The sequence below is a fragment of the Amycolatopsis sp. NPDC051128 genome (assembly GCF_040682715.1).
Classification (GTDB): Bacteria; Actinomycetota; Actinomycetes; order Mycobacteriales; family Pseudonocardiaceae; genus Amycolatopsis.
This window is the reverse complement of record NZ_JBFBBN010000004.1, coordinates 103,875-118,160: the sequence shown is the minus strand read 5'-3', so window position 1 is coordinate 118,160 and position 14,286 is coordinate 103,875. Positions and strand designations below refer to the sequence as shown.

Annotated in this window: 14 protein-coding genes and 1 pseudogene; 9 read left to right on the top strand and 6 right to left on the bottom strand. The window is 72.2% G+C overall.

The annotated features are described in order from the left end of the window. Nucleotides 1-60 precede the first annotated feature (60 nt). On the top strand, nucleotides 61-525 hold the full coding sequence (locus AB0M82_RS06350) for a CGNR zinc finger domain-containing protein (RefSeq protein WP_364718189.1): 465 nt from the start codon (nucleotides 61-63) through the stop codon (nucleotides 523-525). Between the two features lie 211 nt (nucleotides 526-736). Here AB0M82_RS06350 and AB0M82_RS06345 read toward each other — a convergent pair whose 3' ends face one another. Next, complete coding sequence (locus tag AB0M82_RS06345; RefSeq protein WP_364718188.1) at nucleotides 737-2,035, bottom strand: DUF445 family protein; 1,299 nt, start codon at nucleotides 2,033-2,035, stop codon at nucleotides 737-739. A gap of 29 nt (nucleotides 2,036-2,064) precedes the next feature. Between AB0M82_RS06345 and AB0M82_RS06340 the strand changes: the two genes are divergently transcribed. Next, on the top strand, nucleotides 2,065-3,231 hold the full coding sequence (locus AB0M82_RS06340) for a pyridoxal phosphate-dependent aminotransferase (protein WP_364718186.1): 1,167 nt from the start codon (nucleotides 2,065-2,067) through the stop codon (nucleotides 3,229-3,231). Between the two features lie 459 nt (nucleotides 3,232-3,690). Beyond that, nucleotides 3,691-4,830, top strand: a complete 1,140-nt coding sequence (locus AB0M82_RS06335; RefSeq protein ID WP_364718185.1) for a hypothetical protein — start codon at nucleotides 3,691-3,693, stop codon at nucleotides 4,828-4,830. A gap of 512 nt (nucleotides 4,831-5,342) precedes the next feature. On the opposite strand, the gene AB0M82_RS06330 is transcribed toward AB0M82_RS06335, so the two are convergent. Continuing rightward, entirely contained in the window at nucleotides 5,343-6,752 is a 1,410-nt protein-coding gene (locus tag AB0M82_RS06330; protein WP_364718184.1) for a PLP-dependent aminotransferase family protein, read from the bottom strand. Between the two features lie 121 nt (nucleotides 6,753-6,873). Here AB0M82_RS06330 and AB0M82_RS06325 point away from each other — a divergent pair, with 121 nt between their 5' ends. Next, the gene (locus tag AB0M82_RS06325; RefSeq protein WP_364718183.1) at nucleotides 6,874-7,509 is read left to right on the top strand and encodes a hypothetical protein; all 636 of its coding nucleotides are present in this window, start codon (nucleotides 6,874-6,876) and stop codon (nucleotides 7,507-7,509) included. Here AB0M82_RS06325 and AB0M82_RS06320 read toward each other — a convergent pair. Continuing rightward, the gene (locus tag AB0M82_RS06320) at nucleotides 7,506-8,045 is read right to left on the bottom strand and encodes a Clp protease N-terminal domain-containing protein (RefSeq protein ID WP_364718181.1); all 540 of its coding nucleotides are present in this window, start codon (nucleotides 8,043-8,045) and stop codon (nucleotides 7,506-7,508) included. The two genes, AB0M82_RS06325 and AB0M82_RS06320, sit on opposite strands and share 4 nt — an antisense overlap. Continuing rightward, a complete protein-coding gene (locus AB0M82_RS06315; protein WP_004559389.1) occupies nucleotides 8,045-8,254 on the bottom strand; it encodes a sigma factor-like helix-turn-helix DNA-binding protein in 210 nt (69 codons plus the stop codon). Before AB0M82_RS06315 ends, AB0M82_RS06320 begins: the two co-directional genes overlap by 1 nt. Before the next feature lie 65 nt (nucleotides 8,255-8,319). Here AB0M82_RS06315 and AB0M82_RS06310 point away from each other — a divergent pair, with 65 nt between their 5' ends. Both AB0M82_RS06310 and AB0M82_RS06305 read left to right on the top strand, forming a co-directional pair. Then, a complete protein-coding gene (locus AB0M82_RS06310) occupies nucleotides 8,320-9,081 on the top strand; it encodes a protein phosphatase 2C domain-containing protein (protein WP_364718179.1) in 762 nt (253 codons plus the stop codon). A gap of 75 nt (nucleotides 9,082-9,156) precedes the next feature. Continuing rightward, nucleotides 9,157-9,717: pseudogene (locus AB0M82_RS06305) on the top strand (DUF998 domain-containing protein); the annotation flags it as partial. Nucleotides 9,718-9,801: 84 nt separating this feature from the next. Here AB0M82_RS06305 and AB0M82_RS06300 read toward each other — a convergent pair. Next, entirely contained in the window at nucleotides 9,802-10,830 is a 1,029-nt protein-coding gene (locus AB0M82_RS06300; RefSeq protein WP_364718177.1) for a D-cysteine desulfhydrase family protein, read from the bottom strand. 95 nt (nucleotides 10,831-10,925) lie between these two features. Here AB0M82_RS06300 and AB0M82_RS06295 point away from each other — a divergent pair, with 95 nt between their 5' ends. Genes AB0M82_RS06295 through AB0M82_RS06285 form a run of 3 tightly spaced genes read left to right on the top strand, consistent with a single transcriptional unit; the run spans nucleotide 10,926 to nucleotide 13,719 of the window. Then, nucleotides 10,926-12,311, top strand: a complete 1,386-nt coding sequence (locus AB0M82_RS06295; RefSeq protein ID WP_364718176.1) for an amidase — start codon at nucleotides 10,926-10,928, stop codon at nucleotides 12,309-12,311. Continuing rightward, nucleotides 12,278-12,853 carry a TetR family transcriptional regulator gene (locus AB0M82_RS06290; RefSeq protein ID WP_364718174.1) on the top strand — a complete coding sequence of 192 codons (576 nt, stop codon included), beginning with the start codon at nucleotides 12,278-12,280 and terminating at the stop codon, nucleotides 12,851-12,853. The genes AB0M82_RS06295 and AB0M82_RS06290 overlap by 34 nt, the downstream gene beginning before the upstream one ends. Then, a complete protein-coding gene (locus AB0M82_RS06285) occupies nucleotides 12,853-13,719 on the top strand; it encodes an oxygenase MpaB family protein (protein ID WP_364718172.1) in 867 nt (288 codons plus the stop codon). Before AB0M82_RS06290 ends, AB0M82_RS06285 begins: the two co-directional genes overlap by 1 nt. Here AB0M82_RS06285 and AB0M82_RS06280 read toward each other — a convergent pair. Further along, a complete protein-coding gene (locus AB0M82_RS06280; protein ID WP_364718170.1) occupies nucleotides 13,706-14,257 on the bottom strand; it encodes a CGNR zinc finger domain-containing protein in 552 nt (183 codons plus the stop codon). The two genes, AB0M82_RS06285 and AB0M82_RS06280, sit on opposite strands and share 14 nt — an antisense overlap. Between the last annotated feature and the right edge of the window lie 29 nt (nucleotides 14,258-14,286).

Here is a 14,286-nt window from a genome sequence, read left to right as displayed (position 1 = left end):
GAACTGATTATGTGGGTTAGCGTGGTCAAGGGCAACCACTCTTCGCCGTACACTGGTTTCGTGCACACCGACGCCTCCCTCGTGGTGGAGTTCCTCAACACGGTCAACGTCGAAGAGGGCACTGACCTGCTCGAAGATCCCGGGCAGTGGCGGGAGTGGGCGGCCGGGCACGCGCTGGCGGCCAATCCGGCCGCCGAAGCCCGCGCGGCGCGGGACGCCCTGCGCGCCGCGATCGGCGATCCGCGGCTGGAGAGAGAGCCGCGTGTCGACGTCGGCACGCGGATCTCCCTCACCGACGACGGGCCGGCGCTCGTCGCGGACGACGTCGTCGGCGCGGTGTTCGCGGCCTGCGCGCGGCTGGTCGTGCGCGGCGACTGGATCCGGCTGAAGATCTGCCCCGCCGACACCTGCCTGTGGGCGTTCTACGACGAGTCCCGCAACCGCTCGCGCACGTGGTGCTCCATGCGCGTCTGCGGCAACCGCGAGAAGGCGCGGGGCTGGCGGGCCCGCGCGGCGGCGGGCTGAGCCCTCATCCGAGTGGCGGACCCTCGAACAGGTGTGGACAACTCGCGAGCACGGCACCACATATCCACGCCCCGGAGAGCCCTACCCCCACACGTTGTGGACAGCCATTAGGCCATCACCGTGAAAACCTGTGGATAACCCGGGGGATAACTCAGCTTCCTGTGGACAACTGGGTTGAGACTCCCTCAGGTGTGGTATAGATGCCGACCGCTCAGAACAGCAGCTCCGCGACCGCGTAGATGACGAGCCCGGCGAGCGCGCCGACGACCGTGCCGTTGATCCGGATGAACTGCAGGTCGCGCCCCACCTGGAGCTCGATCTTGCGGGAAGTCTCCTCGGCGTCCCAGCGCTCCACCGTGTCGGTGATGATCGTCGTGATCTCCCGCGAGTAGTTCCTCACCAGGTACGCCGCGGCGCCCTCGACCCAGCCGTCGGCCTTCTCCCGCAGCTGGTCGTCGGTGATCAGCCGCTGCCCCAGCGACGTGAGCCCGAGCCGGACGCGCCGGCGCAGCTCGCTCGACGGGTCCTCGGCCGCGGTGAGCAGCATCTCCTTCGCCGTGCTCCACGCCGAGCCGATCAGCCGCTGCACCTCCTCGTGGTGCACGAGCTGGCCCTTGACCTGCTCGGCGCGCGCCATCACGTCGGGGTTGGTCTGCAGGTCCTGGGCGAACTCGCCGAGGAACTTGTCCAGCGCGAGCCGCATCGGGTGGTTGACGTCGGTCTTCACCGCCCACGCGAAGGACAGCACCTCGCCGTAGACCTTGTCGGCGAGCATCTCGTCGACGAACTTCGGCGACCAGCTCGGCGCCCGGTCCGACACCACGCGCAGCATCGTCGTGTGGTTGTCGCGCACCCACTCGTAGCCGCGGTCGCACATCAGGTCCACGAGCTTGTGGTGCGCGCCGTCGGCGAACACGCCCTGGAGGATCTTGCCCAGCGGCGGACCCCACGGCTTGTCGATGATCCGCCGCGCGACGGCCTGCTCCATGATCGCCTGGATGTCCTCGTCGCGGAGCACCTTCACCGTGGCGCGGACCACCGTGGCCAGCTCGGACGTCACGCGCTCGGCGTTGTCCGGCTCCGCGAGCCAGCCGCCGAGCCGCTTGGCGAGCTCGACGCGCTTGAGCTTGTCGCGGACGACCTCCTCGGACAGGAAGTTCGACCCGACGAAGTCGCCGAGGCTGTTGCCCAGCGCGTCCTTCTTGTTCGGGATGATCGCCGTGTGCGGGATCTTCAGCCCGAGCGGGTGCCGGAACAGCGCCGTGACGGCGAACCAGTCGGCCAGCGCGCCGACCATGCCCGCCTCGGCCGCGGCGCGGACGTAGCCGACCCAGCCCGGCCAGCCGCTCGCCTGCGCCCAGCTGGTCAGCAGGAACACGAGCGTGGCGCCGAGGAGGAACGACAGCGCGACGAACTTCATCTTGCGCAACGCGACGCGCTTCTGCTCTTCACCGGCTGCGCCGCCCGGCGGGTCGGCCGGGGTCACTTTGGCGGGGGTCAGTTGCTCCACATCGCCATTGTCCGTGAGGATGGCTGATCGTGCGCGAACCTGCTCTCGTCCCCCGCCTCCGGCCGTTCACCTCGACCATCTTCGCGGAGATGACCGCGCTGGCGGTCCGGCACGACGCCGTCAACCTCGGCCAGGGCTTCCCGGACACCGACGGCCCGGCCGGCATGCTCGAAGCGGCGAAGAACGCGCTGTTCGGCGGAGCCAACCAGTACCCACCGGGGCCCGGGCGGCCCGAGCTGCGGGCCGCGATCGCGCGGCACCGGCGGCGGTTCGGCACCGAGTACGACCCGGACACGGAGATCCTCGTCACCACGGGCGCGACCGAGGCCATCGCGGCGGCGTTGCTGGCGCTGACCGAGCGCGGCGACGAGGTGATCGTCATCGAGCCGTACTACGACTCCTACGCCGCGGCGGTCGCGATGGCGGGCGCCGAGCGCCGGGTCGTCGGGCTGGTCGAAGGCCCGGACGGCCGGTTCTGCCTCGACGTCACCGCGCTGCGCGCCGCGGTCACGCCGCGGACCAGGGCGATCCTGGTCAACTCGCCGCACAACCCGACCGGCACCGTGTTCACCCGGGCCGAACTCGAGGCGCTGGCCGCGCTGTGCGTCGAGCACGACCTGATCGCGATCACCGACGAGGTCTACGAGCACCTGGTGTTCGACGACGCCGAGCACATCCCGCTGGCCACGCTGCCCGGCATGCGGGCGCGGACGGTGACCATCTCGAGCGCGGGCAAGACGTTCAACTGCACCGGCTGGAAGATCGGCTGGGTCTGCTCGACGCCGGAGCTGGTCGCGGCGGTGAAGGCGGCAAAGCAGTTCATGACCTTCGTGTCCGGCGGCCCGCTGCAGCCGGCCGTCGCGCACGCGCTCGACCACGAACTGGCCTGGGTGGACAGTCTTCGCGAGAGCCTCCAGGAGAAGCGCGACCGGCTTTCTTCCGGGCTCGCCGACGCCGGTTTCGCCGTGCGGCCGACGGCGGGCACGTACTTCGTCTGTGTCGACGTGCGGCCGCTGGGCTTCGCCGACGCCGCCGACCTGGCGTGGGAGCTGCCGGGCCGGGTCGGGGTCGCCGCGGTGCCCGTCAAGGTGTTCACCGACCACCCGGACGAGTGGAAGCACCTCCTGCGATTCGCGTTCTGCAAGCGCAACGAAGTGATCGACGAAGCCATCACCCGGCTGCGCAAACTGGTCTGACGACCGTGCCCCGCGCGAACTCGGCGCCCGGCGACCGACCCGGGCGGGTGAGCCCGTTCGGCGCAGTCGGCGTCCCCCATCTCGGACGCCTTCCGCTCGTCCGGCCGAAACCGGCAAGCGAGCACCGAACGCGACCGGACCGACACGGAAAGCCCCAGTGAGCCCGCAAACATCAGGTCAGCGCCAAAAAAGCGCGAAGTGCGGCACTCGTCCGAATGGTCGCGGGCGAGCACCCGAACGGCACTGAAGGTGATCAACTTGTCGGCCGCAGATACCTTGCCCGGTAGGGCTGTTGCGCCTTACGGACTGGATCCGACGCGGGAGAGATGAAAGACTCCCGAGCGGTGCTAGAACGAGGGCAGCCCCGGGGGAACTGCGACCTGGCCGGAGAAAGACCCCAGCAGAAACAGACTCGAGCGTGCATCGCGAGAGCTTCAGGCGCGGACGGTGGTGGTGGCGGTGAGCAGCACGGCGGACGCGCGCCGCGGCACCCACGCGCAGCCTGCGGTCACCGCGGCTGAGAGCCCCCGGACGCGGGTGCGCACGCCGCGCCCGTGGGCCGCACCACTGCACCGGCCCGCCGCCAAGATCCTGCTCGTCGGCGGCCTGACCCTCGCGGGCTGGCTGCTCGGCGCCGCGCTGTCCGGGAACACCGCGTCGGCGGCGGAACGGCCGACGTGCCCCAGCGCCCCGGTGGTTTCCACTGTGGACCACGTCGTGCGGGTGTTCTCGCACGGCAAGCACCACAAGAGCCGCGAAACCGGCGCCGTCACGTGCGAGACGTCGCTGAGGACCGACACCGGCGGCAGCATGGAGCCCGCCGAAGCGCCACCGGCCGGCGAGACGCGGCAAGCCGGCAAAACGCGCACCGCGTCGAAGACCACCGCGCCAGAGACCACAAAGGACACCCGGACCACCGGGAAGCCGGCCACCACGAAGGCGGCACACTCCGGCGGCGACCTGCTCGGCGGGCTCGTCGGCGGAGTGCTCGACGTGGTCGGCGGGACGCTGAACACCGTCACGAGCACGGTCGGCGTCGTCACGGACACGCTCTCCCACACCGTGCTCGCACCGGTCACCCAGCCGCCTGCGAACAACCCGGACGCGCCCGCGCTGCTGCCCCTCGACGACATGCTGGGCCCGGTGCTCGGCGACGGCTCGAACTCGGACGACGTCACCGCCGCCATGCCCGGCGTGCCGGCCGTCGTCACCCAGGTGGCACCGGTCGCCGAGACCGTGGCGTCCGTCGCGGCAGCGCCGCAGCAGGCGCCCCGCGTCGCGGTGGCGCACCTGGTCGTCCGGCAGCAGCAGCCGCAGCAACTCCAGGCCACCCAGGAGCAGCCGCGCGACTCCGGTGTCCGCGCACGCGACGGCGGCGGCGACTCCACCCCCGGACTTCCCGGCGGCACCAGCGCCCCGAGCGCGCCCGCCACCACCGCCACCCCGGGCCATGACGGCTCCGGCGGCGCCCGCCACCAGTTCGCCGTCCACACCGACGACGTCACCACCACCCAACTCAAGCTCATCGGCGCCAGCCGCGACCACGAAGTCGACGGCGCCGGCAGGGAAGCCGCCCTGCCCACCACCTCCCCCGACTGACCCCTGGACCGGGTAGCCGGGGAGAAGTGCGTCCAAAACAAGATCGACCAGACGCGTTCCGCGCACATTGACGCGTAGCTCATCCCCTGCTCCAGTGCGCAATTCGTGATTCATTCACGTTTCGTGACGCCCAACCGCGTCCGACGTACCCCCAGGGGCGAACCCATGCGAACCCACAGTCTTTCCGACCGGCCGACCGCGCCCGGCCGGGTCGGATCCCGGTCCCGGCGCCGCGCTGCCCCCGTGGCGCCGGGACCCACACCGGGCGCGCTCCGGGAGCCCTTGCTCACCGCGCCGAGCGAGGACTCGCAGTACCGAGAGCACGCCTGAGCCGCCGGCTTCCCGGCACGTCGAGGGGCTGTGCCGGGAAGCCAGCGGTACCCGCGACGCGGAGGTCACGTACCGCCCGCGGGTGTGTGAAACAACGAACCGGTGCGCTGGATGCACATGAACGCCGCCCATCCCTGGGAGCAGGCTCGCATCCAGCGCACCGGTTCGTTGTTTGTCGGCGGCTAGGCGATCGGAGCGTCCAGCGAAGCCGGGGTTCCCTGGACCGACGCCGCGGCCGCGCTCAGGCGCCGGACCGCTTCGTGGATCTTTTCCGGTGGCAGCGAGAACGGCAGGCGGATCCAGCGCTCCAGGCCGCCGTGGACGCCGAAGCGGGAGCCCGGCGCCACCTGCACCCCGTGGCTCGCCGCCGCCACCGCCAGCCTTGAGCTCACCGGTTCCGGCATGCGGCACCACAACGACAGGCCGCCCTTCGGCAGCGTGAACGTCCAGTCCGGGAGATGCCGGCCGACCGCGCCGGCCAGGGCGTCGCGGTAGCCGCGCAACTCCTCGCGACGGCGGGCCAGCGCGGCCCGGCCCGCTTCACCCAGCAGCTCGGTCAACACGATCTGCTCGAACACCGGCGAGCCCAGGTCGACCGCGTAGCGCGCCGAAACCAGGCGGCCGAGCAGGTCCTCCGACGCACGGATCCAGCCGAGCCGAAGCCCGCCCCAGTGCGTCTTCGACGCCGAGCCCACGCAGATCGCCAGGTCACCCGCGAACGCGGCCAGCGGCGGCGGCCCGGCCAGCGGATCGCCCTCCAGGTCCAGCTCGGCCAGCGTCTCGTCCACCACGACCGGCGTCCGGGCCCGGGCGAGGACCGCGCCGAGCCGGTCGCGGCCTTCGGCGTCCAGGCGCAGGCCGGTCGGGTTCTGGAAGTCGACCACGAGGTACGCGAACCGCGGCGACGTCTGGCGCAGGGCCGCGTCGATGCCGGCGATGTCCCAGCCGCGCGCCCCGGTCGGGTCGAGCGCCACCGGCACCGGGATCGCGTGCGCGGCGCGGATCGCTTCCAGCGCGTTCGGGTACGTCGGCTGCTCCACCAGCACCCGGTCGCCCGGCCCGGCCAGCATCCGCAGGACCAGCACGAACGCGTGGTGCGCCCCGTTGGTGACCATCACCTGCGCGGGCGTCGTCGGCAGGCCGCGTTCGGTGTACCGGCGCGCGATCTTCTCCCGCAGGCCGAGCAGGCCGCGTTCCTGGTAGCCGTGGTCCGCCAGGTGCTCGGCGAGCCCGGCGCGGGCCGCGTCGACCGCCGCGATCATGCCGGGGGTGGCCGGCGAGGACGCGTGGGTGAAGTCGATCAGGTCGTCACCGCCGCCGGCCGCCGGGTCACGACGGCGACGGCCCGGCGCGGCGATCCACGAACCGGCGCCGCGGCGGCTCGCGACGAAGCCGTTCTCCCGGAGCCGGTCCAGCGCCGCGCCGATCAGCGTCCGGCTCGCGCCGAGCGCGTCGGCCAGTTCCCGCTCGGCGGGGAGCCGGGTGCCGAGCGGGAGCTGGCCGTCCAGCACCTGCAGCTCGATGGCCGCGGCCAGGTCGGCCGCGCCCTGCCGGGAGCCGCCTTGGCGCCACGAGCCCAGCATGACGGCCAATCGAGGACCAGAGATGCGTCCTCCCTGTATGCGTCTACCGAGCGGAATCACGGGTTCCATCAGACCAATATCCCAGAATTGGCTATGGTTTACCAGACCACTTACCCGCGATAGTGGACGTGTGGCTCAGATCGATCTCCGGCCCGTCCGGATCACCCGTGACCCCGCCCGGCGCAGCGTCCAGCTCCTGTCCGGCCTCGCCCTCTACGGCACCAGCGTCGCCATGCTCACCCGCGCCCACCTGGGCCTCGAACCATGGGGCGTACTGGCCGAAGGCGTCATGAAGCACACCGGGCTGACCTTCGGCACCGCGACCGGCGTGATCTCGGTGGCCGTCCTGCTGCTCTGGATCCCGCTACGACAGCGGCCCGGGATCGGCACCGTCGCGAACGTCGTGGTCATCTCGGTGACCGTCGACCTGGTGCGGGCGGTGCTCCCGGACCAGCACGACCTCGGCTGGCAGATCGCGCTGCTGGCCGGCGGGGTCGTGCTGAACGGCGTCGCGACCGCGACCTACGTCGGCGCCCGGCTCGGACCCGGCGCCCGCGACGGCCTGATGACCGGGCTCGCGGCGCGCACCGGCCGGTCGGTCCGGCTGGTGCGCACCGGCATCGAGATCACCGTGGTCGCCGTGGGCTTCGCGCTCGGGGGAACCGTCGGGTTCGGCACCGTGCTCTACGCCCTCACCATCGGCCCGCTCACCCAGGCGCTGCTGCCCCTGGTCGCGTGGCGCGAAGAGCAGCAGCCCGTTCACTAACCCGCTTTGCGCTGCTGAACGACCCGGCGCAGCGTCGCGTAGTCGGCGCCGCGCCGGGCGAGGACCTCGTCGGTTCCGCGCTGCTGCGCCAGCGCCAGCAGGATGTGTTCCTGCCCCAGGTACTTGTCCTTCAACCGGGCGGCTTCCCGGATGCTCAGCTCCAGCGTCTTCTTCGACTGGGCGGTGAACGGGATGTGTCCGCGCTTGGCCGGGCCGAGCCGGCCGGCGAGCGCGCCCACGCCGTGCGTCTGCTCGACGCGCTCGACGATCTGCTCGACGTCGATGCCGAACTCGGTGAGCGCTTCGGCGTCGGCGTCGCTGACCCCGCCGCGGCGCCGGACGCGTTCCAGTTCCGCCGCGAGGTCCTCGGCGGAGATGCCCAGCTCGGCGAGCACGCGGACGCCGTCGCCCTCGGCGATCTTGACCAACCCGGCGAGCAGGTGGGCAGGCACGACTTCCACCGAGCCGGACTGCCGCGCCACCATCTGCGCCTCGATCACTCCCAGCCGCGCGTCGGCCGTGAACTTCTCGAACATCAGTGCCTCCCGTACTTCTTGTGCACGGCCTGCCGGCTGACCCCCAGCTCGGCGGCGATCTCCTGCCACGACCAGCCGTGCACCCGCGCGCTGCGGACCTGCACGGCCTCCAGTTGTTCCAGCAGCCGCCGGAGCGCGGCGACCGCGCGCAGCCCCACCCGGGGGTCGCGATCACCGGCCCGGGCGGCCAAATCCGTCGCTTCCGTCATGCCGTCAACCTACGTTGACATCAGGGATCTGTCAACCGGAGTTGACAGGACGGTACAGTCGGGTGATGCCCGAGATCGCGATCGCCGAGCGGGCCGGGGTGGGCGCCGACGGCCACCCACGCCCCACCGAGGACCACGTCGTCGTGCTGGACAACGCGGTGCTGGTCCTGGACGGCGCCACCTCGACGGACCCCTCGCAACCCCCTGGCGGCTGGTACGCGGAACGGCTGGCGAAGCGCCTCGGAGACGACCTCCGCGCGGCGCCCGGCGCCGACCTGACCGAGGTCCTGACCCGGGCGATCGCCGAAGTCACCACGGCGAACTCCCTCCGGCCGCAGCAGTCGCCGTCGAGCACGGTCGCGGCCGTGCGCTGGCTCGAAGACCGCGTCGACGCGCTGGTACTGGCCGACAGCCCGGTGGTCGGCTTCGGCGGTTTCGGCGTCGACGTCGTCTCCGACGACCGGCTCGCCCGGCTGCGGCGCCGCGGGATGCTCCAGACCGGCGCCGACGTCCGGCGCCGGCGCAACGCGCACGACGGCTTCTGGGTCGCCGAAGCCGACCCGGGTGCCGCCGCGCACGCGGTCCGGCGCAGCTGGCGGCGTGCCGACGTCGACGCCGTCCTGCTCGCCAGCGACGGCGTTTCCATCGGGGTCGACCAGTACGCGCTGTTCGACTGGCGCGACGTCCTGGCGATCACCCGCGCCGACGGGCCCGACGCCGTGCTGAACGCCGTCCGCACCGCGGAAAAGCAGGACCCGGACGGCGCCCGCTGGCCCCGGCCGAAGCGGCACGACGACCAGGCACTCGTCCTCGTCGATTTTCATTAGGGGGGTCGACAATCAGGGGGTTAATCAGGGTCTTCCCGGATCACGAACCTCCCATTTCCCGAGACCCTGGATGGCATGGGGACGGAAACGGGGAAACGCACGAGACCATGGCGGCTGGTGGCACTGGGCGCGATCGGGTGGGGCCTGTTCACGGCCGTGGTGATGCACATGATCAGCTCGCACGACCCGGTGTACGACACGCTGTCGAGCTACACCATCACTGACCGGGGCGAGGGCATGCTCGCCGCGAGCGTGCTGTCGCTGGCCATCGGGTCGCTGGCGGTGCTCGGCGCGCTGCACGTCGCCGGCGTGCCGCTGTCGCGGACGACCCGGCTGCTGCTCGCGCTGTGGGCGCTCGGGATGGCCGCGGCCGCGGTGTTCCCGGCGAGCTACCCGGCGGCGCCGGCCCCGGTGAGCGGTGAGATCCACCTCTACGCGTGCCTGGTCGCGTTCCTCAGCCTGCCCGGCGCGGCGATCTCGCTGCTGGAACCGCTGCGGGGACGGCCGGAGCGCGTCGCCCTGGTCCGGGCGATCCAGCTGGCCGGGGGCGCTTTCGGGCTCTTCGCCCTGAGCTTCGTCTTCGTGCGGCTGAACGAGGCCGGGATCGAGCCGTTCGGCGCGGTCTCCGACGCGGTCCCGATCGGCGTCACGCAGCGGCTGCTGCTGCTCGCCGACGTCATGCTGCTGGTCACGCTGCTGGGGGTCGCGACCCGGCTGGAGTCAGCTTTCGACGGCCGCCGCGAATTCGGGCGCGTAGCCGTACAAGCCGGGCAGCCCGCCGGTGTGCAGGAACACCACGTGGTCGTCCGGGGCGAACTGGCCCGCCCATTCGATCAGCGCGGCGGCCACTTTGCCGGTGTAGACCGGATCGAGCACAACTCCCTCGGTACGGCCGAAAAGGCGTAGCGCGTTCCAGACCGCGTCGGTCGGGATGCCGTAGCCGGGACCGAGCGTGGAGTCGCCCAGCCGGACGTGGTCGAGCGACGGCGGTTCGACGCCGAGCAGCGTCGCCGCGCCCGAAGTGAGTTCGCGCAGGTTCTCCGTGGCCTCGTCGAGCGGGTGGCTGACGCAGGCGACGCCGACGCCGAGGCCGCCGAGCAGCCCGGCGGCCAGCGCCACCCCGGCCGCGGTGCCGCCGCTCGCGTGCGGGACGACGAGGTGGGCCCGCTCGATCCCGCGTTCGGCGAGCTGGGTCGCCAGCTCGTGGGTGGCGCGCACGTACCCGAGGGCGCCCAGGTCGTTCGAGCCGCCGACCGGGATGGTCGCGACCTTCCGGCCGTCCTGGGCGGCTTCGGCGACCAGGCGGTCGTAGGTGCGGCCGGTCTCCTCGCCGTCGGCGCAGACGTGGACGGTCGCGCCGAAGAGCCTGTCCAGCGGGAGGTTGCCGCCGCGTTCGTACGCGTCGCCGTCGCGCGGGACCTTCGCGGTGAGGACGAGTTCGCAGCGCAGACCGAGTTTCGCGCACGCGGCGGCGGTCTGCCGTCCGTGGTTCGTCTGGAGCGCGCCGAAGGTGATCACGGTGTCCGCGCCGGCTTCCCGGGCGGCGCCGAGGTGGTATTCCAGCTTGCGGAGCTTGTTGCCGCCCGCGCCGAGCGGGTGCACGTCGTCGCGCTTGAGCAGGAGGTTCGGCAGACCGAGGGCTTCACCGAGCCGTGGCGCCGCGTGCAGCGGCGTCGGCCAGCCACCGAGGTCGACGCGCGGGACGGCGTCCAGCGCCGCGGCAGGGAATCGGGCGAAGTCGAACGTCACCAGCCCGATCCTAAGCGCGGCCGCCGCGGGGATCGCCGAACCGGCCGGAATCCGGTAACGTTCGTTCGAACGAACGAGAACCTTCGGGGGCTGCCATGACCGCGACGCCGAAGACCGGCCTCGACTTCGCCAGCCTCGCCGCGCAGGCGGGCCGGCTGGCCGCGGGCGAAGTCACCTCGAGCGAGCTCACCGCGGCGGCGCTCGACCGCGCGCACGCGAGCCAGCCCACGCTCAACGCCTTCCGCCACCTGCGCGACGACGAGGCCCACGCCGAAGCCGCCGAAGCCGACCGGCGGCTCGCGGCCGGTAACCGGGCACCGCTGCTCGGGGTGCCCGTCGCGATCAAGGACGACGTCGACCTCGCCGGGCTGCCCACCGCGTTCGGCTGCACCGGGGACTTCCCCTGCGCGACGGCCGACGCGCCCGCCGTCGCGCTGCTGCGCGAAGCCGGCGCCGTGATCATCGGCAAGACGAACACTCCCGAGCTGGGCCAATGGCCGTTCACCGAAGGCCCCGCCTTCGGGGTGACGCGCAATCCGTGGCACACCGGCCACACCCCCGGGGGTTCTTCGGGCGGGAGCGCGGCCGCGGTGGCGTCGGGGGTCATCGCGGCCGCGCTCGGTTCCGACGGCGCCGGTTCGGTGCGGATCCCGGCCGCGTGGACCGGGCTGGTCGGCATCAAGACGCAGCGCGGCCGGATCCCGACCGACGGCGAGCTGTTCCACGGCCTGACCGTGCTCGGCCCGCTCGCCCGCACGGTCGAAGACGCCGCCCTGCTGCTCGACGCCGCGGCCGGCACCCACGAGACGTTCCGGACGGCCGCGCGCCGCGAGCCCGGCAGGCTGCGGATCGGGCTGTCGACGCGGATTCCGTTCACCGCCACCAAAACGCGGCTCGACCCGGTCGTCGAGGGCGCGGTGCGGCGGCTCGCCGAGTCGCTCGCCGGGCTGGGCCACGAAATCGTCGAAGTCGAGCCCGACTACGGGCTGATCGGCCTGACGTTCCTGCCGCGTTCGCTGACCGGGGTCCGCGACTGGACGCTGCGCGTGCCGGACCGCGCCGGGCTCGATCCGCGCACCCGCAGCAACGCCGGGCACGGCCGCCTGCTCGCCGGGCCGGCCCTGCGGCTGGCCCGCGCCCTCGAGCCGGGACTGCACCGGCGGATCGGCTCGGTGTTCGGCCGCGTCGACGTGCTGCTGACCCCGACCACCGCGACCCCGCCGCCGCGGATCGGCACGTTCGACGGGCTGTCCGGCTGGGAGACCGACCAGGCGATGATCGCCGCCTGCCCGTACGCTTGGCCGTGGAACGTGCTGGGCTGGCCGGGGGTCAACGTCCCGGCCGGGCAGACGAACGGCGGGCTGCCGCTCGGCGCGCAGCTGCTCGGTCCGTCGCACGCCGAAGAGCGGCTGATCTCGCTCGCCGCGCAACTGGAAGAGGTCGAACGGTGGCCGGAGCGGCATCCCGAGACAAGCTGGTAAGCACCCGGGAAGCCATCCTGCGCGGCGCGTTGAAGGTCGTCGGCGAGCACGGGGTCGGCGGGCTGACGAACCGCCGGATCGCGGCCGTCGCCGGGGTTTCGCTCGGCACGCTCACCTACCACTTCCCCAGCCAGACGGCGTTGCTGCGCGAGGCGATGCTCATGTTCGTCGAGGAGGAAACGGCGAAGCTCGGCGCGATCGTCGACGGCTACCGCGCGGACGGCCTCAGCGTCGAGCAGGCGGCCTCGGTCGTCGAGCACGTGATCGCCCAGCTGCCGTTCGGCGCCGACGAGCTCGGCGCGCACGAGCTGTACCTCCAGTCCGCGCGTGACCCAGAGCTGCAAGAAGCTTCTTCGCGCTGCTTCGCGGCGTACGACGAGCTGGCCGTGACGATCCTCGAAGTGCTGGACGTGCCGGAGCCGCGGCGGCTGGCCGGGCCGGTGGTCGCGCTGATCGCCGGGCTGCAGTTGCGCCGGCTCGCCACCGGCGAGACCGACACCCCGGTGGCCGGACCGCTGATGATGCTGATCCGCGGTTCCTGATGGCCCCGCCGGTCGTTCGCGGCACGGCGGCGTGGAAGTACTTCGGCGACTTCCGCGACGGGTTGCTGGCGGGGCAGGTCCTGGTGCTGCAGGTGGCGCACCCGGTCGTCGCGGCGGGCGTGCGGGATCACTCGGACTACACGGAAGACCCGTGGACGCGGCTGATGCGGACCGGCGCGTCGCTGTCGATCTACGTCTACGGCGGCAGTGCGGGCGCGCGCGTCGAGGCCGACCGGCTGCGGGCAGTGCACCGGCGGTTCACCGGCTTGTCGGATGGACGCCGGTACAGCGCCTTGGATCCTGCCGCGTACGCGTGGGTGCACGCGACGCTGGTGAAAGTTCCGGTTGACGCACAACGGTTTTTCGGGCATCCACTGTCCAGTTCGGAGCTTGAGGAGTACTACGCGCAGATGTGCGACATCGGGCGGATGCTCGGGGTGCGCGAACGCGACCTGCCGCCGGACTGGGCGGGATTCCTGGACTACTACGACTCGATGGTGGCCGGGTTTTCCCGGAATCCGACGATCGACCAGCTCTTCGAGACGATCCGGACGGTGCGGAAGCCGGTGCGGTGGCTGCCGGACACGTGGTGGCGGTGGCACGCTCGGACTCAGATGTTCTTGATCCGGGCCACTTTGCCGCCCGCGCTCCGTGATCTCCTTGGTCTACAGTGGACTCTGCGCGATCAGCGGCGGTTCTCGCGGTTCGCTTCGGCGGTGCGGGTTCTGGCAACGCCGATCCCGGCCGGGTCGCGGACCGCGCACATGCGGTGGATCGGGAAACTCAACGTGTGGTTCCGCGCGCACCCGCGGGCGTATCGGGCTTTGGTGCGGGGCGACGGTCCGGGATCGTTCAGTCGCGGCTGATCGTGCGGGCGTAGTGCGCCCGGGCCTTGGCCCGGTTTCCGCACCGCGCCATCGAGCACCACTGCCGGTTGCGACGCGGGGAAGCGTCGCAGAAGCGCAGCCCGCAGTCGTCCGCCGCGCAGACGCGGACGGCGGCGTCGCTCGTCGCCAGGTCGATCGCGTCCGCCGCCAACGCCGCGAACGCCGCCGCCACCGGATCCTTCGGGGCCGGCATCTCGCGCCGCAGACGGCCGTCGTCGAGCGCGAGGCGCGGCGGCGGGGCCGGGGCCGCCGCGGCCGCGTTGTTCACCAGGTCGATGTCCATCCGCCCGGGCAGCTCGTCGGCGAGCAGCACCCGGTCGATCGCCTCTCGCAACGCCTTCGCGGCGAGCATGTTCCCGGCCGTCACCGGCACCCGGCCCGCCGTGAAGCCGGCCAGGGAAAGCCACTCGGCCAGCGCGTCGGGCCCGGTCAGCAGCTCGACGCCGCCCTCGTGCCGGCTGCGCATCGTGTTGACGAGGTCGAGGCACGGCCGTCCGCCGTCGAAGACCCACTCCATACCCCGCATTCTAACCCTTGAAGACAGTT